Origin of the sequence: Streptomyces sp. NRRL F-6676 (genome assembly GCF_000725625.1) — a bacterium.
Taxonomy (GTDB): Bacteria; Actinomycetota; Actinomycetes; order Streptomycetales; family Streptomycetaceae; genus Streptomyces.
The window spans coordinates 61,480-80,994 of record NZ_JOHS01000021.1 but is presented as its reverse complement, the minus strand read 5'-3'; the positions used below and the strand labels follow the sequence as shown (position 1 = coordinate 80,994).

24 protein-coding genes are annotated in these 19,515 nt (G+C 73.2%); 15 read left to right on the top strand and 9 right to left on the bottom strand.

The features are described from left to right. The first annotated feature begins 66 nt into the window (after nt 1–66). The 5 genes from IO29_RS15940 (at nt 67) to IO29_RS15920 (ending at nt 4,885) form a co-directional block, all read left to right on the top strand. Nucleotides 67–720 (top strand): RNA polymerase sigma factor, encoded by a 654-nt coding sequence (locus IO29_RS15940; RefSeq protein WP_030380124.1) that lies wholly within the window; start codon nt 67–69, stop codon nt 718–720. Nucleotides 721–845: 125 nt separating this feature from the next. Beyond that, on the top strand, nt 846–1,868 hold the full coding sequence (locus IO29_RS15935) for a CU044_5270 family protein (RefSeq protein WP_030380123.1): 1,023 nt from the start codon (nt 846–848) through the stop codon (nt 1,866–1,868). A gap of 235 nt (nt 1,869–2,103) precedes the next feature. Then, nucleotides 2,104–2,946 (top strand): CPBP family intramembrane glutamic endopeptidase, encoded by an 843-nt coding sequence (locus IO29_RS15930; protein ID WP_030380122.1) that lies wholly within the window; start codon nt 2,104–2,106, stop codon nt 2,944–2,946. Beyond that, nucleotides 2,946–4,187, top strand: a complete 1,242-nt coding sequence (locus tag IO29_RS15925; RefSeq protein WP_078618301.1) for a sensor histidine kinase — start codon at nt 2,946–2,948, stop codon at nt 4,185–4,187. Before IO29_RS15930 ends, IO29_RS15925 begins: the two co-directional genes overlap by 1 nt. Next, nucleotides 4,184–4,885, top strand: coding sequence for a response regulator (locus tag IO29_RS15920; RefSeq protein ID WP_078618300.1), 702 nt, complete (start codon nt 4,184–4,186; stop codon nt 4,883–4,885). The genes IO29_RS15925 and IO29_RS15920 overlap by 4 nt, the downstream gene beginning before the upstream one ends. Nucleotides 4,886–4,900: 15 nt before the next feature. Here IO29_RS15920 and murQ read toward each other — a convergent pair whose 3' ends face one another. Continuing rightward, nucleotides 4,901–5,857: an N-acetylmuramic acid 6-phosphate etherase gene (gene murQ / locus IO29_RS15915; RefSeq protein WP_030380119.1), complete on the bottom strand. Its 957-nt coding sequence runs from the start codon at nt 5,855–5,857 to the stop codon at nt 4,901–4,903. A 42-nt stretch (nt 5,858–5,899) separates the two neighbouring features. Then, nucleotides 5,900–6,865 (bottom strand): MurR/RpiR family transcriptional regulator, encoded by a 966-nt coding sequence (locus tag IO29_RS15910; protein WP_030380118.1) that lies wholly within the window; start codon nt 6,863–6,865, stop codon nt 5,900–5,902. Nucleotides 6,866–6,921: 56 nt separating this feature from the next. Between IO29_RS15910 and IO29_RS15905 the strand changes: the two genes are divergently transcribed. Both IO29_RS15905 and IO29_RS15900 read left to right on the top strand, forming a co-directional pair. Next, complete coding sequence (locus IO29_RS15905; protein WP_030380117.1) at nt 6,922–7,323, top strand: hypothetical protein; 402 nt, start codon at nt 6,922–6,924, stop codon at nt 7,321–7,323. After that, nucleotides 7,320–7,589, top strand: a complete 270-nt coding sequence (locus tag IO29_RS15900; RefSeq protein WP_030380116.1) for a DUF4031 domain-containing protein — start codon at nt 7,320–7,322, stop codon at nt 7,587–7,589. The genes IO29_RS15905 and IO29_RS15900 overlap by 4 nt, the downstream gene beginning before the upstream one ends. Nucleotides 7,590–7,603: 14 nt before the next feature. Here the strand turns inward: IO29_RS15900 and IO29_RS15895 are convergent, their stop codons facing one another. Beyond that, a complete protein-coding gene (locus IO29_RS15895) occupies nt 7,604–8,698 on the bottom strand; it encodes a GNAT family N-acetyltransferase (protein ID WP_030380115.1) in 1,095 nt (364 codons plus the stop codon). Between the two features lie 284 nt (nt 8,699–8,982). On the opposite strand from IO29_RS15895, the gene IO29_RS15890 reads away from it, so the two are divergent. Beyond that, entirely contained in the window at nt 8,983–9,459 is a 477-nt protein-coding gene (locus IO29_RS15890; RefSeq protein ID WP_030380114.1) for an RICIN domain-containing protein, read from the top strand. Nucleotides 9,460–9,489: 30 nt separating this feature from the next. Here the strand turns inward: IO29_RS15890 and IO29_RS15885 are convergent, their stop codons facing one another. After that, complete coding sequence (locus IO29_RS15885) at nt 9,490–10,146, bottom strand: HD domain-containing protein (RefSeq protein ID WP_030380113.1); 657 nt, start codon at nt 10,144–10,146, stop codon at nt 9,490–9,492. Between the two features lie 152 nt (nt 10,147–10,298). Between IO29_RS15885 and IO29_RS15880 the strand changes: the two genes are divergently transcribed. Beyond that, nucleotides 10,299–10,841 (top strand): DinB family protein, encoded by a 543-nt coding sequence (locus IO29_RS15880; RefSeq protein ID WP_106969831.1) that lies wholly within the window; start codon nt 10,299–10,301, stop codon nt 10,839–10,841. 33 nt (nt 10,842–10,874) lie between these two features. Here the strand turns inward: IO29_RS15880 and IO29_RS15875 are convergent, their stop codons facing one another. Next, nucleotides 10,875–11,264, bottom strand: a complete 390-nt coding sequence (locus tag IO29_RS15875) for a hypothetical protein (RefSeq protein WP_030380111.1) — start codon at nt 11,262–11,264, stop codon at nt 10,875–10,877. Between the two features lie 130 nt (nt 11,265–11,394). On the opposite strand from IO29_RS15875, the gene IO29_RS15870 reads away from it, so the two are divergent. Beyond that, nucleotides 11,395–12,231, top strand: coding sequence for a helix-turn-helix domain-containing protein (locus IO29_RS15870; protein WP_030380110.1), 837 nt, complete (start codon nt 11,395–11,397; stop codon nt 12,229–12,231). After that, on the top strand, nt 12,215–12,478 hold the full coding sequence (locus IO29_RS15865) for a DUF397 domain-containing protein (RefSeq protein ID WP_030380109.1): 264 nt from the start codon (nt 12,215–12,217) through the stop codon (nt 12,476–12,478). The genes IO29_RS15870 and IO29_RS15865 overlap by 17 nt, the downstream gene beginning before the upstream one ends. Before the next feature lie 91 nt (nt 12,479–12,569). On the opposite strand, the gene IO29_RS15860 is transcribed toward IO29_RS15865, so the two are convergent. Continuing rightward, nucleotides 12,570–13,430: an enoyl-CoA hydratase/isomerase family protein gene (locus tag IO29_RS15860; RefSeq protein WP_030380108.1), complete on the bottom strand. Its 861-nt coding sequence runs from the start codon at nt 13,428–13,430 to the stop codon at nt 12,570–12,572. A 151-nt stretch (nt 13,431–13,581) separates the two neighbouring features. Between IO29_RS15860 and IO29_RS15855 the strand changes: the two genes are divergently transcribed. Next, entirely contained in the window at nt 13,582–14,202 is a 621-nt protein-coding gene (locus IO29_RS15855; RefSeq protein ID WP_030380107.1) for a TetR/AcrR family transcriptional regulator, read from the top strand. A 39-nt stretch (nt 14,203–14,241) separates the two neighbouring features. On the opposite strand, the gene IO29_RS15850 is transcribed toward IO29_RS15855, so the two are convergent. Both IO29_RS15850 and IO29_RS15845 read right to left on the bottom strand, forming a co-directional pair. Then, nucleotides 14,242–14,886, bottom strand: a complete 645-nt coding sequence (locus tag IO29_RS15850; protein WP_030380106.1) for a response regulator — start codon at nt 14,884–14,886, stop codon at nt 14,242–14,244. Further along, entirely contained in the window at nt 14,877–15,998 is a 1,122-nt protein-coding gene (locus IO29_RS15845; protein WP_030380105.1) for a sensor histidine kinase, read from the bottom strand. The genes IO29_RS15850 and IO29_RS15845 overlap by 10 nt, the downstream gene beginning before the upstream one ends. Before the next feature lie 116 nt (nt 15,999–16,114). Here IO29_RS15845 and IO29_RS15840 point away from each other — a divergent pair, with 116 nt between their 5' ends. The 3 genes from IO29_RS15840 to IO29_RS15830 all read left to right on the top strand — a co-directional run bounded on the left by IO29_RS15840 (nt 16,115) and on the right by IO29_RS15830 (nt 18,073). Then, nucleotides 16,115–16,792: a DedA family protein gene (locus IO29_RS15840; RefSeq protein ID WP_420705380.1), complete on the top strand. Its 678-nt coding sequence runs from the start codon at nt 16,115–16,117 to the stop codon at nt 16,790–16,792. A 122-nt stretch (nt 16,793–16,914) separates the two neighbouring features. Continuing rightward, on the top strand, nt 16,915–17,448 hold the full coding sequence (locus IO29_RS15835; protein WP_030380103.1) for a GNAT family N-acetyltransferase: 534 nt from the start codon (nt 16,915–16,917) through the stop codon (nt 17,446–17,448). Nucleotides 17,449–17,491: 43 nt separating this feature from the next. Continuing rightward, nucleotides 17,492–18,073 carry a hypothetical protein gene (locus IO29_RS15830; protein WP_030380102.1) on the top strand — a complete coding sequence of 194 codons (582 nt, stop codon included), beginning with the start codon at nt 17,492–17,494 and terminating at the stop codon, nt 18,071–18,073. Between the two features lie 49 nt (nt 18,074–18,122). Here IO29_RS15830 and IO29_RS15825 read toward each other — a convergent pair whose 3' ends face one another. Then, nucleotides 18,123–19,265 (bottom strand): NADH:flavin oxidoreductase, encoded by a 1,143-nt coding sequence (locus IO29_RS15825; protein ID WP_030380101.1) that lies wholly within the window; start codon nt 19,263–19,265, stop codon nt 18,123–18,125. Between the last annotated feature and the right edge of the window lie 250 nt (nt 19,266–19,515).

Genomic DNA, 19,515 nt, shown 5'->3' with positions numbered 1-19,515 from the left:
GGAGAGGCCAGGGTGTGAGGTGCCACCGGATGCGAGACCTACGTGAACAACGACAGAACTGACCCCTTGCGGGCGCGCCTGCGCGCGGGCGACCGCGAGGCCTTCGGCGAGCTCTACGAGGAGTACGCGCGCGCCGTCCGTCTCCACGCCCACCGGCTGACCGGCGACTGGTCGCTCGCGGAAGAGGTGATGGCGGACACCTTCCTCGACGCCTGGCGCCACCGCGAGCGGCTGGAGCCCGACGGCGGCACGGTCCTGCCCTGGCTCCTCGGCACGGCCACCAACAAGGCCCGCAACGCCCGCCGCGGCACCGGCCGCCGGCTCGCCTTCCTCGCCCGCCGCCCGGCCCCGGAACCCGTGCCGGACTTCGCCGACGAGACCGCCGGACGGCTCGACGACGCCCGCACCCTCGCCGCCGTCCGCCAGGTGTACGGGAGGCTGCGGCGCGCGGAGCGGGAGGTGCTGGCCCTGTGCGTGTGGTCCGGGCTGGACTACGCCGGGGCGGCGCAGGCGCTGGGGGTGCCGGTCGGCACCGTGCGGTCCCGGCTGTCGCGCGCCCGCGCCCGGCTGCGGCGCCTCGTCGACGAACGGCTCGCCGAGGAACCGGAAGGCCGTACGGAGGGGCGTGCGGAACCCTCCCCCGGCCGCGGAGAGGTACGGCGTGGGGACGCGTTCGCGGCCCTGACACTCACGGACTTTCAGGAGGGCAGATCCCGATGAACCCCTCAGGCCACCGGCCCGGGCGGGCCGACGGTGACGACACGGCGCACGCGCCCCGCGAACCGCGCGAGACGCAGGAGACGCGCGAGACCCGCGAAACCCGCGAGATGCATGAGATGCACGAGATGCGCGCCGAACTGGCCCGGCTGTTGCCGGCCCCACCCGAGCGGGAGCTGCCCCCTGACCGTCACCGCCACCACAAGGAACGGCTGATGCGACTCATCGACGACGAGCAGCACACGCACACCGACGGCGCCACGAAGACCCCCGCGCCCGGCCGCCCGCGCCTCGCCCGCCCCGCCCTCTGGCTCCCCGCCGCCGCCCTCGCGCTGGCCGGCGCGCTGACGGTCACCCTCGTCACCCACGACGCGCCCACCGCCCGTACCGGCACCGCCACCTCCGCGCACACCCCGGCCGGCAGCGCCACCGTCCTCCTCGACCGCATCGCCGCCGTCGCCGCCGACACCGACGCCGTCCCGGTCCGCGACGACCAGTTCACCTACGTCAAGAGCCTGACCGCCGGGGCCGAGGGCCAACCGGACGGCTCCTTCACCCCCGGCAAGCTGCACACACGCGAGATGTGGCGCTCGCAGCGCTCCGGGCCCGTGAAGCAGGTCGGCCTGATCCACGAGGACGGCGGCTACGCACCGCTGCGCGAGCTGCTGCCCGCCGGCTCCCCCGGACTCTCCCCGGGCATCGACCGGCCCACGTACACCTGGCTGGCCTCCCTGCCCACCGACCCGGCGGCGCTGCTCAGGAAGCTGTACCGGCTGGTCCCGGCGAGGGACGGCCAGGAGCGGGACCAGACCGTGTTCGACCGGATCGGCGAGCTGCTGCACGAGACGGTGATGCCGCCCGAGAACGCCGCCGCCCTCTACAAGGCCGCCGCCCGCATCCCGGGCGTCACACGGCTGGACGACGCCGTCGATCCGGCCGGGCGGCACGGCGTCGCCATCGTCCGCGTCGACGCACGCGCCTCGACGGCCACGCAGTGGATCTTCGACCGGAAGACGCTGGCGTACCTCGGCGAGCGCGACTACCTCACCGCGGACGTCACGGCGGGGAAGAGGGGGACGGTGATGGAGGAGACGGCGGTGCTGCGGCGGGCGGTCGTGGACGCGTACCGGGAGCGGCCCGGCAGGGACTGATCCCCTGAATCCCCCCGCATCGGCCCATACAGGCCCCGACGAGCGTGCCCGAGGCGCCCGCCGGGGCCTCCCCCGAGCGACACCCGCCCCGCTGTCCCCCGAGCGAGCTACAGCGAGGTGTCCACTGCATGGTGACGATCTCCGGACACGGAATCCGTAGCGTTCATCTCACCGCGGAGCGCCGGGCCGCGGACCGGAAAAGGAACCGGAAGCGGAACCGGCAAGGGGAGTCGTCATGAAGGCCTGGAAGATCGTCCTGCAGATAGTCGCCGTATTCGTGGTGTACGCGCTCAGCGGCGCCGCCATCAACGCGGTGAAGGACAATCCGTGGATGTGCCTCCTGGTCGGCGCCCTCACCGTGGCCGCCATGACGTTCACCTACCGGTGGGCCGTGGGGCGCACCGAGAACCGCCGGGTCACCGAGCTGGAGTCGCAGGGCGCGGCGAGCTCCGCGTTCTGGGGCATCGTCATCGGCGCGATCATGTTCGGCTGCGTCATCAGCAACATCTGGCTCCTCGGTGACTACAAGGTCCACGGCATCGACTCGGTGTCGGGAGCCATCGGGCTGATCGGCTTCATGGCCGGCGCCGCCGCGACGGAGGAGCTCGTCTTCCGCGGTCTGCTGTTCCGGCTGGTGGAGCGCGGCCTGGGCACGTACCTCTCGCTGGCCCTGTCCGCCCTGGTCTTCGGCGCCATGCACCTCCTCAACGACGACGCCACCATCGTCGGCGCCCTCGCCATCGCCATCGAGGCCGGCGCCATGCTCGGTGCCGCGTACATCGCCACCCGCAACCTGTGGCTGCCGATCGGCGTGCACTTCGCCTGGAACTTCGCCGAGTCCGGCATCTTCTCCACCCAGGTCTCGGGCAACGGCGACACCCACGGTCTGCTGAAGGCCACCCTGACGGGCAACGACATCCTCACCGGCGGCAAGTTCGGCCCCGAGGCCAGCGTCTACTCGGTGGTGTTCGGCGCGCTGCTGACGATCGGCTTCCTGGTGGTGGCCCACCGCCGCGGCAACATCGTCCCCCGGCGTCGCACCGAGCGCGTCGGCGCCCTGGCTACACTCGCCCGGTGATGACGCGACAGCCCGCCGACGCGGTGCGGCGCAGACTCGGCGAGGCGGGACACCGCCTCGCCGAGTCTTGGCACCGCCTGGACGTCACCCTCCGCGACCTGCCTCTCGCACTGTTCCTCCTGATCGGCTCGTTCATCCCGGCGCTGAGCGGCAACGGCACGGTCGTCGGGGGTGTACCGGACCGCCCCCACGACGCACTGGCCGTCGTGACGATCCTCCTCGAGTCGCTTCCGCTCGCGGTCCGCCGGCGGTGGCCGGTCGTCACTCTGGCCCTGGTGACCTGCGGGTTCGCCACCGATCAGCTCCGCGGCTACCACACCTTCGCGGGCACCGCGATGGCCTTCGCCCTGCTGAGCACCGGTTCGCACCTCGAACGGCACCGCCGGATCTGCGTCCTCGCCCTCACCGCCGCGTACGTGCCGTTCGCGGTGACGCTCTCGCAGCTCGGCTCGACCGATTCGGGCGGCTCCGGCGAGTCGCCCGAGGGTTTCGTGGTGTTCTACGTGGCGCTGGGCCTCGCCTGGGGCGCCGGAGGCTGGCTGCGGACCAACCGGATCGCGGAGGCCGAGCGCCGCAAGCGGGTCGAGGTGGAGACACGGACCGCCGAACGCACCCGGATCGCCCGGGAACTGCACGACGTGGTGACGCACCACGTGACCGCGATGGTGGTGCAGGCGGAGGCCGCCCGCTATCTGACCGCCGCACCGGAACGGCTGGAGCAGTCCCTCACCGCCGTCTCCGACACCGGCCGCCGGGCCATCACCGACCTGCGGCACCTGCTGGACCTGCTCAACCCCGACCACGGCACCGGCAACGCCAACGGTTCGGGCGAGCCCAAGGAGCCCAGGACACCGGCCGTCGGCCGCGTCCTCACCCTCGTGGAACAGACCCGCCGGGCCGGCCAGCCGGTGGAGTTCACCGAGGAGGGCACCCCGCCGGAGGCCACCGGCAGCGCCGACCTCGTGGCCTACCGGGTGGTGCAGGAAGCACTGACCAACGCCCTCAAGTACGCTCACGGCAGCCGGACTTCGGTCCAGGTACGACACGGCGAGAGGGAGATCACGGTGGAGGTCAGCACGGACGGCACCGGCTCGCGGTCCGCCAACGTCGGCGGCAGCGGGCGGGGGCTCGCCGGTCTGCGCGAGCGGGTCGACGTCCTCGGCGGCGACTTCAGCGCGGGCGGCAGTACGGGCGGCGGCTTCGTCGTCCGGGCGCGGATACCCGCACGGAGCGGCTCGTGAGCACCCCGCCCCGGTACCCGGGCACCCCCGCGGGGGCCGGGACCGCCCCGACCCGGGTCGTGGTCTGCGACGACCAGGCACTGATCCGCATGGGCCTGGTCACGATCATCGACGCGCAGCCCGACATGGAGGTGGTGGGCGAGTGCGGCGACGGCCAGGCCGGTGTCGAACTCGCGCAGAAGCTCACACCCGACGTCGTCGTCATGGACATCCGGATGCCGGTCCTGGACGGCCTGGAGGCCACCCGCCTGCTGGCCGGCGCCGGGGTCGCCCACCCCGTCAAGGTGCTCGTGGTCACCACGTTCAACCTGGACGAGTACGTGTACGAGGCGCTGCGCGCCGGGGCGAGCGGCTTCCTCCTCAAGGACGCCCCGCCGGACCGCCTGCTGCACGGCATCCGCACCGTGGCGATGGGCGCGGCGCTGCTCGACCCCGAGGTCACCCGCCAGCTCGTCGGCCGCTATGCCGCCCGCATCCGCCCCACCGACGGCACCCCGCAGGATCTCCCGCTCACCCCGCGCGAGATGGAGGTGCTGCGTCTGATCGCGGACGGCCTGTCGAACAGCGAGATCGCGGCGGCCCTCTTCATCAGCCAGGAGACGGTGAAGACGTTCGTCTCCCGCATCCTCACCAAACTGAACCTGCGCGACCGCGTCCAGGCGGTCGTCTTCGCGTTCCGGCACGGCCTGACGACCTGAGCCCCTCTTCGGGGGTCAGCGGCGCGCCGGGTTCGTCGCCGCCTTGAGCGCGGCGCGCAGCCGGCCGCCGTTCCCGGCCAGCAGGTGCGCGGCCGCGGCCGCGTCGACGTCGGCCAGCAGCATCAGGATCGCGTTCTTCACCTCGCCGTCCGTCGCCGTCAGGGCGGCCTCGATCTGCTCGTCCGGGGCGTCCGTGGCGAGGGAGACGATGCGGTGGGATCGGGCGCGGAGCTTGTCGTTGGAGGCGCGGACGTCGACCATCAGGTTCCCGTACGTCTTGCCGAGGCGGATCATCGTGATCGTCGACAGCATGTTGAGGACCAGCTTCTGCGCCGTGCCCGCCTTCAGGCGCGTGGAGCCGGTGAGGAGTTCGGGGCCGACGACGACCTCGATGCCGTGGTGCGCGGCGGCGGCCAGCGCGCTGCCCGCGTTGCAGGCCAGGCCGATCGTCAACGCGCCCTGGCCACGGGCGTGCTCGACGGCGCCGATGGCGTACGGGGTGCGGCCGGATGCGGAGACGCCGACCACCGTGTCGTCGGGGGTGAGGTCGAGGGCCCGCAGATCGTCCTCGGCGAGCGCCTTGGAGTCCTCGGCGCCCTCGACGGACGTCACCACCGCGCCGGGGCCGCCCGCGATCAGGCCGACCACCCGCGTCGGCTCGGTGTTGAAGGTGGGCGGGCACTCGGAGGCGTCCAGCACGCCGAGCCGCCCGGCGGTCCCGGCGCCCGCGTAGAGCAGCCGCCCGCCCCGGGCCATGCGCTCCGCGACGGCGTCGATCGCGGCGGCGATCTCCGGCAGCCGGGCGGCGACGGCGGCCGGGACGGTGGCGTCCTCGCCGTTCATCAGGGTGGCGATCTCGAGGGTGGAGAGCTGGTCGATACCGGCCAGCTCCGGGCGGAACGCCTCGGTCGTCAGGGTCTCCAGCTGGGCGCGCAGGTCGCGGGGGGCGTCCGGGGGCAGGGAGGGGGTCATGGCGGTGCGGCTCTTTCTGGTGGGTGTGCGGGGAGCGGCGCTTCAGCGGGACGCGCCGCCGCGGGGCGCGTGGCGGTGGGCGAGCGCCTCGTACGACGCGGCCAGTGCGGGCGCCGCCGTCTCGTACGTGCGCTGGGCGATCCCTATGAACAGGCAGTCCACGACGAGCAGTTGGCTCGTACGGGAGGACATCGCGGCCGGCCGCAGCTCGCTCTCGCGGGCCGTGGACGTGGTCAGGACGTGATCGGCGTACTGGGCGACCGGGCCGCCGGGCCGGCCGGTGATCGCGACGGTGGTCGCCCCGCGTTCGAACGCGACCCGCAGCGGCTCGATGACGTCCCCCGTGGAACCCGAATGGGTGATCGCGACCGCCACGTCCTTCGCCCGCAGCTGCACCGCGTTGGTGACGGCGAGGTGCGGGTCGCTGTGGGCCTGCGCCATCAGCCCTATGCGCAGCAGCTTCTGCGTCAGGTCCTGCGCGACGAGACCGGACGCGCCCACCCCGTACACGTCGATCCGCCGGGCCGCCGCGAGGGCCGCGACGGCCGCGCCGAGCTGTGCGGTGTCCAGCCCGGCGGCGGTGTCGGCGAGGGTCTGCTGCTCGTCGTGGGCGAGCTTGGCGACGACGTCGGCGAGCGGGTCGTCCACCGCGATGTCGGCCGTGACGGCGGGGGCCCGGCCGGACTGCTGGTGCGCGGCGAGCCCGGCGAGCGCGAGCCGCAGGTCACGGTAGCCGGGGTAGCCGAGCAGCCGGGCGGTGCGCACGACCGTGGCCTCGCTGGTGCCGGTGCGTTCGGCGAGGCCGGTGACGGTGAGCGCGGCGCAGCCGGCCGGGTCGGCGGCGACGGTCTCGGCGACGCGCTGCATCGAACGCGTCATCGACGGAGCGAGCGTCCGCACCTTCGCGGCGAGCGCGGCGGGGGCGGGGGGTGCGGGGACGGCCGGGGGCGCGCCGGTCGAGCCGGCGGCCCTGAGCGTTCCGGAAGTTTCCTTCACCTCGTACCTCATCCTGTGAAAGATATTTTCGACGAGGTGGCGCGGTCAAGAGTGCGCACAATGGGTGCATGAACCCCACAGGTCCGTCCCCGTCCATCGGCCCCCTGGAGCAGGTGCTCCACACGGCCCGCGCACGTGTGCTCGCCGACCTGGTCGCGGGGGACGTCGCCCAGGCCGACGTCGTCTCGCTCGTCGAGGACTCCGTCACCCAGCGCCGCTGGTGGGTGGAGCAGTGGCCCGACGGCTCCGCCTTCGTGGCGGGCCTGGTCGCGCAGGACGTGCAGGACGCGCTCCTGGAGAAGTACGGCCGCTGGCCGCTGTGCCCGGTGTGTCCCTCGGGCGAGCCCCACGCGCTGGAGGTGGAGCCGGAGTTGGGCCCCGACCCGCACTGGGTCTGCCACAAGGCGGGCGTGAAGGTCGCGGCCGTGGGTTCGCTGGCGGCGGTCACGGGAGGAACCCTCTCCTCGTGACGATCTACGTCGACCCGCCCACCTGGCCCGGCCACGGCCGCCTGTGGTCGCACCTGGTCAGCGACGTCTCCTTCGCCGAACTCCACGCGTTCGCCGACGCGTTGGGTGTACCGCGCCGCGCCTTCGAACGCGACCACTACGACCTGCCCGCGCACCGGTACGCGGACGCGGTGGGCGCGGGGGCGGTGGAGGTGAGCAGCCGGGAGGTGGTGCGGCTGCTGTGGGGGGCGGGGCTGCGGCGGCGCAAGGGGAGCGTGCTGCCGTGACCCCGCCGGACGCGTCACGCCTTCGCGTTCCGTAGCTCGTAGAGATGCAGGTCGCCCTCGGCCGGGACGCGGGTGAAGCCCGCGCGGGTCAGAACGGCCTGGGACGCGGTGTTCGCCGGGTCCGTCTTCGCGCAGACCGTCGTCACGTCGTCGCGGGCCGCCGCCCAGGCCGACAGCGCGCGCAGCGCCTCCGTGGCGTAGCCGTTGCCGCGGGCGGAGGCGGCCAGGTCGTAGCCGATCTCGACGCGCTCCTCCTCGTCCGGCGGCCCGTGGAACCCCATGGCGCCGACGGCCCGGCCGTCCTCGGTACGGACCAGGACGAACATGCCCCAGTCCGGCCGGTGCCTCCCCCTCTCGTACGCCTGCCGCACCATCCCGGCCGCTCCCCGCGTACCGGCCTCCCCCGTGCTCTCGCCCTCGTACGGGCCGTCGTCGACCCAGTCGAAGCCGCCGGGGCCGCCCGCGGCCAGGTCGGCGGCGGCCGCGGGGGTGACGCCCTGGAGGGTGAGGCGTTCGGCGGGGATCACCAGGTTGTTGCGCCAGCGCCACTCGGTGACCCGGGGGCGGCCGGGCAGGTCACCGCGGCCGGTCGCCCACAGGAGCGTGGGCCAGGGGGCGTGCGCCGGGGGTACGTGCGGGAAGATCCGCTCCAGTACGCCCGCGCACAGCCCGGCCGGCGGCTCGTAGGGAAGGCCGAGGCCGGTGGCCATGTCGTAGGCGTGCAGCAGGACTTCCGTCACACCCATCGCGGCGAAGCCCTCGCGGTTCGCGCTGCCGTGCGGGTACGAGTGGAAGGCGCGCGCCTCGCGGGGCGCGGTGGCGATCGCGGCGGCGAGCAGGGCGCCGCCGGTGCGCAGCACGTCCAGGATGTCGGCGTTGCCGGCCTCGTCGTCGAGGACGGTGCCGAAGCCGACGTCCTGCCGGGCCCGGGCCGCCAGCCGCCCCGCGTACGCGATCAGGGTGTCGGCGATGTGCTCGGCGGTGAACCGGCAACTCCACTCCGACCCGCCGGCCTTGGTCCCCGCCCAGTCCCGTCCGGTGCCCTCCTCCAGCACGGACACCGCGTACGCGACAGCTTCGGTCACCTGTTCCCCACCCATGGTCTGCATAGGGCCGAGGGTAGGGCGGGGGAGGGGGCCGTACGACTGGTTTGTTCGACCGGGGCGACGGGGTCGACGGAGGCAACGGGCCGACCGGGTCAACGAGGGCGACTGCTGCGCCCGTTCCGCGTGTTTCACCTGTTCCGCCTGTTCCACCTGCCTCGAACAGGAGGGGCGGGCCGGTCGGCGCGAGCACCTCGATCCGGTGGTTTTTCCCCCATTTTTCCGGTGCGGGCGGTGAGGCTCGGCGATCCTGCCGAAGTACTTCCCGGAACCACCGCAAGGAGACCCCAGTGCGCCGACCGACCCGGAAAGCCCTCACCGCCCTCATCGCCGCAGCCGGCCTCGCCCTCCCCCTCCTCACCTCCACACCCGCCTCGGCCGCCGCCACCACCACGAGCCGCTTCGCGAACTACCGCTACGGCGACTGCCTGCGCGAGACCGACGAGACCGGCCTCAAGGCCGACCGCTGCACCACCGGACGCGGCAGCCTCCGGTGGCAGTGGAACGGCCGCCTCAACACCAGCACCACTCTCAGGAACAGCTTCTGGGGCCGCTGCCTCGACAGCAACGACCGGGGCGACGTCTACCCCTTGCCCTGCAACGGCGGCTCGTACCAGAAGTGGCGCACCGTCCAGCCCGCCGCCCGCAGCGCCGTCATGCTCCAGAGCGTCGGCACGGGCCGCTGCCTCTACCAGCAGGACGACGGCTACTACCGCACCGCCCGCTGCGACCGGAGCGCCCAGAACCAGCGCTTCACCATCGGCTGACGCCCCGGGACGGACCGGAGAGGACGACTCCTAGGACGTCAACAGGTCGAGTTCCGCGCGGAGGTTGCGGCGGGCCGGGTCCTCCCACACCTCGCCGCCATGCGGCGTGCTGAACAGGCGCGGCAGGGCGAGCAGTTGGCGCAGGACGTCGGCGCGGCCGGTACGGAAGGCGCCCTCGGGCACGAAGGCGTACTCCTCGCGGACCTCGGCGGTGTAGGCCGCGTACGCCTCGGGCGGGGACGCGAGGATCGCGAGGTCCGCGTCGCACAGGACGGCCCCGTCGCGGTCGCCGGGCTCGGGGGCGTGGGTGACGGTGAGGCGGACGAGGCGGGCGACCTCGGCGGTACGGGCCTCGGGGACCCCGGCCTCCGTGAGCGCCCGGACGGCCAGCCGGGCCGAGCGCTCCTCGTTCTCGGAGCGGTCGGGGAGATAGACGGCGTCGTGGAACCAGGCGGCGAGACGGACGGCGGCGGGGTCCTCGGCGTGCGTGCGGAGCGTGTCGACGTGGTCGAGGACGGCGGCGAGGTGGGCGGTGGTGTGGTAGCGCCGCTGCGGCTCCGACCAGCGGCGGAGAAGGTCGTCGGCGTACGGGTCCGGGTCGGGTTCCGGGTTGTCGCCGCGGGCGGCGAGGAGGGTCTCGCGCCAGCGGGCGCGGAGGACGGCAGGGTCGGGGGCGCGGCGGGTCATGCGGGTCATTGTCGCGCCCGCTCCGAGGAACGGCGGCCGCATGAGGACGGAACCCGTCCTAGAGGACTCCTACTGTGGTCCCCGACGCCGCACCGGAGCCCCGGGCACTCCCCGGACCCGGCGCACCGCACCCACGGAAGGACCCGATGGCCATGAGCGACACCATGGACACCACCGCGCAGACCCTCACCGGCGAGCGCGCCGACCTCCTCGAGTCCCTGCGCAAGCACCGGCAGTTCCTCACCTTCACCGCCCGCGACCTCGACGAGGAGCAGGCCGGCCGGCGGACCACGGCGAGCGAGCTGTGCGTGGGCGGCCTGATCAAGCACGTCACGTCGGTCGAGCGGGGCTGGGCGGAGTTCATCGTGAAGGGACCCTCGGCGCTGCCGGACTTCACCTCCTTCACGGAGGAGGACTTCGCGCGCCGGGCCGACGAGTTCCGGATGCTGCCCGGCGACACGGTCGCCGGGATCCTCGCCGAGTACGCGAAGGCCGCCGGCCGCACGGACGAGATCGTCGCGACCCTGCCGGACCTGGACGCCTCCCACCCGCTGCCGAAGGCCCCCTGGTTCCAGGCGGACACCCACTGGTCGGCCCGCAGGGTCCTGCTGCACATCATCGCCGAGACCGCCCAGCACGCCGGCCACGCCGACATCATCCGCGAGGCCCTGGACGGCGCGAAGACCATGGGCTGACGCCCGCCCCGGAGCACGCCCGCCCGCCGCCGGTCACGGCAGGCGGGCCTCCTGGTTCATGCAGCGGACGCGTTCGCGCAGTACGGCGTCGGGCGGGGGCTGCCGCAGTCCGTCCGGCGGGCAGTCCCACTCCCGTCCGCCGCCGATCGGGCGCAGCTGCACCCGGCCGCCGACGTGTCCGCAGACCTCGCCCATCCGCCCGTCCCGTACGTCCACGGCGTACGTCCCGACCGGCGGCCGCTCGCCGCGCAGCGCCGCGGTCAGCCGCTCCGCCGTCCGTACGTTGCAGCGCCCCAACGCGACGAGGGCGAACGGCTCGTCGCTCGCCCCGGTCACCGGGTCCACCCCCAGCGACGGCAACACGACACCGGCGTCCGCCAACGCCTCCCGCAACGACGCCACGACCTCTTCCGTCGACCGCACTGTGCGCCTCACTTTCCTTACGCAGAGTTTGCAATACGCCACCCAGCGTGTATGCCCGCGGTCTAACCTGGCCAGACGTTCCGTCCCAACAACGGATGCCGTGGGACGAAGAGGACAGGGGGACGAAGCCATGCCGGGACCGAAGGATCTGGACCCGTCGTCGTCACCTCGCGCGTTGCTGGGCGCGGAGTTGCGCCACGCGCGGGAGAAAGCGGGCCTGAGCCAGGAGGAGTTGGGCGGACGGCTGTTCGTCAGCGGCTCGTACATCGGCCAACTGGAGGCGGGCACGAGGCGGATGCAACCGGAGTACGCGCGGATGCTGGACGAAGTCCTCGGGGTGGACTTCTTCCTGCGCAACTGCCGCGCGGCGGCGAAGTCGGAGTATCCGGAACACTTCGCGGAGGCGGCGGAGGCGGAGGCGCGGGCGACGGCGATCAGGCAGTACGCGCCGCTGCTCATCCCGGGGCTGCTACAGACCGCCGGGTACGCACGTGCGGTGTTCCGCGCGTACCAGCCGACGGCGCCGGATGCGGCGATCGAGAAGCTGGTGGCGGCACGCATCGACCGTGCGCAGCTCCTCAAAGGCCCAACAGATCTGTTGTTGTGGGCGGTGATCGACGAGGCGGCGCTGCGCCGGGTGACGGGCGGCCCCAAGGTCATGGCCGAGGCACTGCGCCACATCGTCGATGTGGTCCGCGCCAACCGGGCCATCGTGCAGGTGCTGCCGTTCTCCGCAGGAGCCCACGCGGCCATGGAGGGCGCCATGAAGCTGATGGACTTCGAAGCCGCTCCACCACTGATCTTCTTCGAGGGCGTCGGTACCGGACGGCTGGAGGACGCCCCAGCCGTCGTACGCCATCAACGCCTCACCTACGAACTGCTCGTGGCCTGCGCGCTCTCGCCGACGAACTCCCTGGCCCTTCTGGAGGAGATGGCACAGGATTACGAGCATGAGGAGCATTCCTGACTACGACCTGACCACTGCCGTCTGGCACAAGTCGAGTTACAGCGGTGGCAGCGGCGGCAACTGCCTGGAGGTCGCCCACTGGCGCAAGTCCACGCACAGTGGCGGCAGCGGCGGCGACTGCCTGGAGGTCGCCGACGGCCACCCCACCATCGTGCCCGTGCGTGATTCCAAGAACCCGCACGGCCCGAAGCTCGTGTTCCGAGCCTCCGCATGGGCCCCGTTCGTCGAAGACCTCAAGCGGCACTGAGCGTGTGCGCCCGGCGGTTCCGGGAGGCAGTTGGTGAGCAACTGCCTCCCGGCCGCCGAAGGACTCGTCAGGGGCGAACCGCCGTCGGCCCTCAGACGCTGTTGGCGATGCGCTCGTGGTCCCGTTCGCCCTCACGGGTCTGGATGCCCGCAGCGAGCAGCTTGTGGGCGAGTGCGGTGACCTCGTCGCCGAACGCCGCGAAGAGGCCCTCGTTCTCCACGACGTACGCCGCGTGAGGGACCGGAGGGGCGATGGCGTCGACCGCGGCCTTGGTGATGGAGATCACCTCCGGCCGCAGGCCGGCGATCCGCCGGGCCAGGGTGTCGACGTGAGCGTCGAGCTCCTCGGCGGGCAGCGCGCGGTTGATCAGGCCGTATCGCTCCGCGAGTTCCGCGCCCACGAGTTCCGCGCCGAGGATGAGCTCCAGCGCGCGGGCCCGGCCCACCAGGCGCGTCATGTTCACGGTGCCGCCGCCTCCGGGGAGGATCCCCATCAAGGACTCCGGCTGCGCCTGCCCCGACTTGCCGATCGCCGCGAAGCGCATGTCCAGGGACATGAAGAACTCGTTGCCCGCGCCGCGCGCGAAGCCCGCGAGCTTGCCGATGGTGACCTGCCGCAGGGAGCGGACCTCCTCGCTCAGGGCCTGGAGGATGTTCAGGCCCTCGGGAATGGCCGCATCCGGTGCGGCCGCGATCGCGGCGCGCGTGGCTGCGGGCAGTGCGTCCGGGTCGGTCAGGTACGCCATGTCGCCGTGCGCGACGAAGAACTCCGGATCGGCGCTTCCGAAGACGATGACGCGGACATCGGCGTCGTCCCGCACCCGCGCGAGGAACGCCCGGAGGGACGGCAGGAGGACCGCGTCCATCAGATTGAGCGGCGGGTGATCGATCGTCACCGTCGCGACTCCGTCCGAGACGTCGATCCTCAGGCCGGAAAGGTCGTCGTAGCCCATGGGGTGGCTCCACTTCGCGTGCGGGCCGGCGTGCGGTCGGGCCGCCGGCCGAGTAGACGTCGCGAACCAAGCGTCGCGACTGAAACTGAGTGTCAGCTTATGAACTGGTGTGCAGATAAGCAAACGAGTGTGTCGTAGTACACTTGGCATCATGAGTCCAGCACCCGTCGGTACCCGCGAGATCGGCCGTCACGCGGTACGCGCAGAGCTGGCCCGCGTGGCGTTCAACCGGTTCTGCCTCACCGGCTTCGACCAGGTCACCTTCGCCGACCTCGCCGAGGCCGCCGGAGTGTCGCGGAGCACCTTCCTGCGCTACTTCGGGACCAAGGAGGACGTGGTCCTGTTCGTCTTCGACCCCGTGGGTGACGTCATCACCGACGCGCTCGGGACCGACCGGGCCGATGAGGACGACTGGGACAGGCTGCGCGACGCCCTGGAGTCGGCCGCGGCGTTCCTCGTGCGCGACGTCCAGGAACTCGTGACGATCCTCGGTCTCATCGACCGGACCCCGGCTCTGTGCGCACGGCTTCGGGAGAAGCAGACCGAATGGCGACCGAAGATCGTCACCCGGCTGCGCGAGACGACCTCCTCGGCCGACGAACCCCCCGTCATCGCCGACGTGCGTGTCGCGGCGGCGCTCGAATGCCTGTGGATCGTCCTCGGGCAGTGGAGCGCGAGCGGCGGCCAGGAGGATGTCGGCGCACTGCTGGACGCCGCGTTCGCCGCCTTCTCGGTTCCGGCACACGGGCAGCCGGGCGGCACGTCCTCGTAGGAACCGGCGCTTCGGCGCGTCCGCCGGCAGGTCAGCCGGTCAGACGCGGAGCCACCGCAGAACGGCGAGGACGCGGCGGCTGTAGCCGGTGGTGCCGGTGAGGCCGAGCTTGTCGAAGATCGCGTTGATGTGCTTCTCGACCGCGCTCTGCGAGACGTACAACTGCTGCGCGATGGCCGCGTTGGTGTGGCCCTGGGCCATCAGATCGAGGACGTCCCGCTCGCGCGGGGTGAGTTGCCGCAGCGGGGCCGTGCGGGTGCTGCGGGCCAGCAGTTGTCGTACGACCTCCGGGTCGAAGGCGGTGCCGCCCGCGCCCACCCGCTCCAGCGCGTCGAGAAACTCCCCGACCTGCATCACGCGGTCCTTCAGCAGATAACCCACGCGCCTGCCGGAGTCACCGAGCAGTTCGGTGGCGTAGCGGCCCTCCACGTACTGCGACAGCACCAGCACCCCCGTGCCCGGCCAGCGGCGGCGGATCTCCAGGGCGGCGCGCAGCCCTTCATCGGTGTGCGTCGGCGGCATCCGGACGTCGGCCACGACGACATCGGGAGGGCCGGCGGCCACGGCCTCCAGGAGCGCGTCGGCGTCCCCGACCGCGGCCGTCACCTCGTGGCCCTCGTCGGCCAGCAGCCGGGCCAGCCCCTCGCGCAGCAGTGCCGAGTCCTCGGCGAGCATCACCCGCATGGCAGCGCCGCGGTGATCACGGTCGGCCCGCCGGACGGGCTGTCCACGGCCAGGTGCCCGTCCAGGGCGGCCACCCGCCGGGACAGCCCAAGGAGCCCGCCTCTCTCCGGCCGCCGCGGAGCGCCGCCCACGCCGTTGTCCTCGATGTGCACGAGCACCATCGTGCCTTCCCGGGCGACGCGGATCGCGGCGCGGGTGGCGCCGGAGTGCTTCATCGCGTTGGTGACGGCCTCGGCGGCCACGAAGTACGCCACGGTCTGCACGGGCACGGGGAGCGACTCGTCCAGCGCGTACGACACCTCCACGGGCAGCGCCGAGCGCTCGGCCAGCCCCTCCAGCGCCGCGGCGAGCCCGCCCTCGTCCAGCGTCGCCGGGTAGACGCGCCAGGCCGTCTCGCGCAGTTCGGTCAGGGTCCGCGCGGCCTCCTCGTGCGCCTGGCGCAGCAGCACACCGGCCTTGTCCCTGTCCGGGGTGCGGCGGGCGCGGCCCAGCAGCACGCCGAGGGCGACGAGACGCTGCTGGACCCCGTCGTGCAGGTCGCGCTCGATGCGCCGCCGCTCGTCGTGCACCGCCTGCACCACCCCGGCGCGGGTCTCGGCCAGTTCACCGATCCGGCGCCGCAGCAGCTCCGTCTCGCTGGGCCCGAGGAAGCGGCGGGCCAACTGCTCGTCCAACTGCGCCACACTGCGGGCGCCCTGTGCGCACAGGAACACCAGGAACAGCCCGCCGAGCCCGGAAAGCACCACGGCGCGCGGGTGCTGGATGTCGCCGGCGAACCACCCCCACACCAGGAATGACGCGGCGGCCAGTCCGGGCACCGCGGCCACCAGCACAAGAGCGCCGAACAGCCCGAGCGGCCAGCGCGCGGCCAGGTAGGAGAACGCGATCCGCCCGCTGCGCGGCGAGTCCAGCTCTGCCCCGTGGAACGCGGCCAGCCGCCGCCGCTCGAGCCTCGCGAGCCGGAGCGCGCCGGCGAAGGCGACCTCCGGACGGCGCGAGAGCAGCCGCCACAGTCCGCCCCCGGCGACCCAGGCAAGCCCGGCGAGCGCCGTCAGCCCGCCCAGCAGCACGCCGGTGGCGAGGCGGAGCCAGCGCCCGATGAACGTCCACATGATCGGCCACGCTAGCCGAGCCCGGCACAGGGCACCCTGCGGAAAACCGCACTCTGACTGTGCGGCCGTCCTCATACCGCCATGACCTGCGGCTTTATAGCGTTTTGGGCATGATCATGAGTGCTGTTGCACAGACGCCCGTCGGCGGTGTCGCCGGCTGGGCCGCCGAGTTGATGGAGAAGCTGGGTGCCCCGGGCGCCGGCCTGGCGATCGCCCTGGAGAACCTCTTCCCGCCGCTGCCGAGCGAGGTGATCCTGCCCCTCGCCGGCTTCACGGCGAGCCAGGGCCGCATGGACGTCGTCGCCGCCGTGCTGTGGACGACGGCGGGTTCCCTGGTGGGGGCGCTGGTGCTGTACGCGCTCGGGGCGCTGCTCGGCCGCGACCGCGTCCTCGCGCTGGCGGCCCGGCTGCCGCTGGTGAAGACGTCGGACGTGGAGCGTACGGAGGCGTGGTTCGCGCGGCACGGCACCAAGGCCGTCTTCTTCGGCCGGTTCGTGCCGATCTTCCGCAGCATGATCTCCGTACCGGCCGGGGTGGAGCGGATGAGACTGCCGGTCTTCCTTCTCCTCACCAGCACGGGCAGCCTCGTCTGGAACACCGCCTTCATCGCCGCCGGTTACGCGCTCGGCGCCCGCTGGCACGAGGTCACGGATCTGGTCGGCCTGTACTCCAAGGCCGTGCTGGCGGCGGTGGCCGTCGGCGCGCTGGCGTTCCTGGCGCTCCGGGTCCTGCGGCCGGGTGGCGGGCAGCGCCGACGCCGGGAGGACGAACTCGGCCCGACGCGCCGTGAGTGAAGAACGTCCGCCGGCGGGCGCCGCCCTCGCCGGACCCGGCCCCGGCCGGGCAGGGCGAGCGGTCGGACCCGAACGGGGCCCCGATGGCCGTCGAGTTCACCCCTGGCGGACAGAATGCCGTCATGCCCGAGCCCTCCCCCTGGCCGATCGCCGCCCCGCTCGAAGGACCGCGACTGCGCCTCGAACCGCTGCGCGTCGCGCACGCGGACGAGGCCATGGCCTTCCTCGACGACGCACGCCTGCACACCTATATCGGCGGCACCCCGCCGGACCGCGACGAGCTGGCGCGGCGCTACCGGCGGCAGTCGGTCGGGCACTCGCCCGACCACGCACAGGGCTGGCTGAACTGGATGCTGCGGCGGCGGGCCGACGGCGTGCTGGTCGGCACCGTGCAGGCGACGCTGTCCCGGCCCGGCGGCTCCCCGCCGCTGGACGCCGAGCTGGCCTGGGTCGTCGGCCACGCCTTCCAGGGCGACGGCTACGCGAAGGAGGGCGCCGCCGTGATGGCCGACTGGCTGCGCGCCCAGGGCGTCCGGACGCTCACGGCCCACGTGCACCCCGACCACCGTGCCTCCGCCGCCGTCGCGGCGGCCCTCGGCATGCGACGGACCGGCGAGCCGCACGACGGCGAAGAACGCTGGACCACCCCCGCCTGACCGGCGCCCCGCGCTGTCGGTGGCGTGTGCGACCCTGGCGGACATGAACCACGCACAGGCCACCGCGCTCGGGCGGGCGCTCCGGGTGCTCGGGGATCATGGCGAGGAGCTGAGCACCGACACACCGGACGTCAAGCTGTTCGAGGCCAGGGACGATCTCAAGCGGGCGCTCGCCCTGCTGGAGGAGAGCGTCGGCGGGGACCGGCCGACGACCCGGTGCGCCGAGCACCCGACCGGGCCGGTGGACGAGGACGCGCCCGATCTGTGTCTGCTCTGCGAGACGCGGCGCCGGGCGGCCCGGCGCGCGGAGTACGACGGCGGCGGGCCGCGCCGGACGGCGGCCGGTCCCGGCGAGCGCGTCGCCTCCCGGTACGGCACGCGGGAGGACCGCCCGCAGCCGCAGCAGCGCTGGCTGCCCGAGGCGTGGAACGGGCAGGAGTGGCAGCTGTGCGGCACCCCGCGCCGCGACCGGCGCGAGGCGGAGCTGTATCTGAACGCCCAGCGCCGGGGGCCCCGCCCGGCGATGGCGTACCGGCTGGTGCACGAGTTCACCGACTACGAGGTGCTGCGCGTGTGGGGCCACCCGGTGCGGGTCGACATCGAACCGATGGGCGGGGGCCTGTGAGCGGCGGCCCCGGCCCCCGCCTCCCGGTTCAGCTCAGGGTTTCCCCGGCTCAGCTCAGGGTCTTCGCGGCGGCCGGGTCGTAGGGGGCCAGCTCGTCGAAGCGGCCGGCCAGCACCTTCGCCGCCCACTGCGGGTCCTGGAGCAGCGCGCGGCCGACGGCGACGAGGTCGAACTCGTCGCGCTCCAGCCGGTCCAGGAGTTCGTCGATGCTGCGGACGGGCGCGCCCTCACCGGTGAAGGAGCGGTTGAACTCCCCGTCCAGGCCGACCGAGCCGACGGTGATGGACGGCTTGCCGGTCAGCTTCTTCGACCAGCCCGCGAGGTTGAGGTCCGAGCCGTCGAACTCGGGCAGCCAGTAGCGCCGGGTGGAGGCGTGGAAGGCGTCCACCCCGGCCGCGGCGAGCGGCGTGAGGATCGCCTCCAGCTCCTCGGGCGTCTCGGTGAGCCGCGCGTCGTACGCGCCGCCCTTCCACTGCGAGTAGCGGAAGATCACCGGGAACTCCGGCGACACCCGCTCCCGTACGGCCTCGACGATCTCCGCCGCGAACCGCGTACGGGCGACCGGGTCGCCGCCGTAGGCGTCGGTGCGGCGGTTGGTGGCGGCCCAGAGGAACTGGTCGAGGAGGTAGCCGTGGGCTCCGTGCAGTTCGACGCCGTCGAAGCCGATGCGCTCCGCGGCGGCGGCCGCGTCGGCGAAGGCGGCGATGACGTCGTCCAGGTCCTGCCTGGTCATCGCCCTGCCGGTGGCCTCGTCGGCGCCGATGCGCAGTCCGGAGGGGCCGACGGCGGGGGCGTCCGCGAAGGGCGGGCGGCCCTCCTCGCGGACCATGCCGATGTGCCAGAGCTGCGGCACGATCGTGCCGCCCGCCGCGTGCACCGCCTCGGCGACCTTCGCCCAGCCCGCCAGCTGCTCCTCGCCGTGGAAGCGGGGCACCCGGTCGCTGTCACCGGCCGAGGCGTGGCCGACGTACGTGCCCTCGGTGACGATCAGGCCGACGCCCGCGGCGGCACGGCGGGCGTAGTACGACACGACGTCCTCGCCGGGGATGCCGCCCGGGGAGAACTGCCGGGTCATCGGCGCCATGACGATGCGGTTGGGGACGGTCAGGCCGTTCAGGGCGACGGGGCGGGAGAGGATCCGCGCGGCGCGGCCGCCGGACTCGGACGTGGCGACGGAGGCGGGGGCGGTCATAGGGAGACTCCTCGGGGACGTGGGAGAACCGGTCGTTATGTGCACGCGCATGCAATGCGCACACGAGGGTCAATGCGCGGGGGCCGTCCCGGCATTCCCGCCGGCCCCGTGACTTGCCCCGCGCCTCCCCCACGAGCGGCGCCGGACACGCGAGAGGGCGGCACCCCCCGGGGTGGGGAGTGCCGCCCTCTCGCGCGCGTACCGGCGCTGCTTCAGCGCACCGACGGGCTCGGACCGGCGTCCGATCCTC

Coding starts and splice junctions, on each gene's coding strand:
- IO29_RS15925 (WP_078618301.1), top strand. CDS start 2,946: ATGACGCGACAGCCCGCCGACGCGGTGCGGCGCAGACTCGGCGAGGCG.
- IO29_RS15840 (WP_420705380.1), top strand. CDS start 16,115: ATGAGTGCTGTTGCACAGACGCCCGTCGGCGGTGTCGCCGGCTGGGCC.
- IO29_RS15860 (WP_030380108.1), bottom strand. CDS start 13,430: ATGGGCTACGACGACCTTTCCGGCCTGAGGATCGACGTCTCGGACGGA.
- IO29_RS15850 (WP_030380106.1), bottom strand. CDS start 14,886: ATGCGGGTGATGCTCGCCGAGGACTCGGCACTGCTGCGCGAGGGGCTG.
- IO29_RS15935 (WP_030380123.1), top strand. CDS start 846: ATGCGCGCCGAACTGGCCCGGCTGTTGCCGGCCCCACCCGAGCGGGAG.
- IO29_RS15835 (WP_030380103.1), top strand. CDS start 16,915: ATGCCCGAGCCCTCCCCCTGGCCGATCGCCGCCCCGCTCGAAGGACCG.
- IO29_RS15855 (WP_030380107.1), top strand. CDS start 13,582: ATGAGTCCAGCACCCGTCGGTACCCGCGAGATCGGCCGTCACGCGGTA.
- murQ (WP_030380119.1), bottom strand. CDS start 5,857: ATGACCCCCTCCCTGCCCCCGGACGCCCCCCGCGACCTGCGCGCCCAG.
- IO29_RS15870 (WP_030380110.1), top strand. CDS start 11,395: ATGCCGGGACCGAAGGATCTGGACCCGTCGTCGTCACCTCGCGCGTTG.
- IO29_RS15880 (WP_106969831.1), top strand. CDS start 10,299: ATGAGCGACACCATGGACACCACCGCGCAGACCCTCACCGGCGAGCGC.
- IO29_RS15930 (WP_030380122.1), top strand. CDS start 2,104: ATGAAGGCCTGGAAGATCGTCCTGCAGATAGTCGCCGTATTCGTGGTG.
- IO29_RS15865 (WP_030380109.1), top strand. CDS start 12,215: ATGAGGAGCATTCCTGACTACGACCTGACCACTGCCGTCTGGCACAAG.
- IO29_RS15830 (WP_030380102.1), top strand. CDS start 17,492: ATGAACCACGCACAGGCCACCGCGCTCGGGCGGGCGCTCCGGGTGCTC.
- IO29_RS15885 (WP_030380113.1), bottom strand. CDS start 10,146: ATGACCCGCCGCGCCCCCGACCCTGCCGTCCTCCGCGCCCGCTGGCGC.
- IO29_RS15845 (WP_030380105.1), bottom strand. CDS start 15,998: ATGTGGACGTTCATCGGGCGCTGGCTCCGCCTCGCCACCGGCGTGCTG.
- IO29_RS15905 (WP_030380117.1), top strand. CDS start 6,922: ATGAACCCCACAGGTCCGTCCCCGTCCATCGGCCCCCTGGAGCAGGTG.
- IO29_RS15895 (WP_030380115.1), bottom strand. CDS start 8,698: ATGCAGACCATGGGTGGGGAACAGGTGACCGAAGCTGTCGCGTACGCG.
- IO29_RS15825 (WP_030380101.1), bottom strand. CDS start 19,265: ATGACCGCCCCCGCCTCCGTCGCCACGTCCGAGTCCGGCGGCCGCGCC.
- IO29_RS15910 (WP_030380118.1), bottom strand. CDS start 6,865: ATGAGGTACGAGGTGAAGGAAACTTCCGGAACGCTCAGGGCCGCCGGC.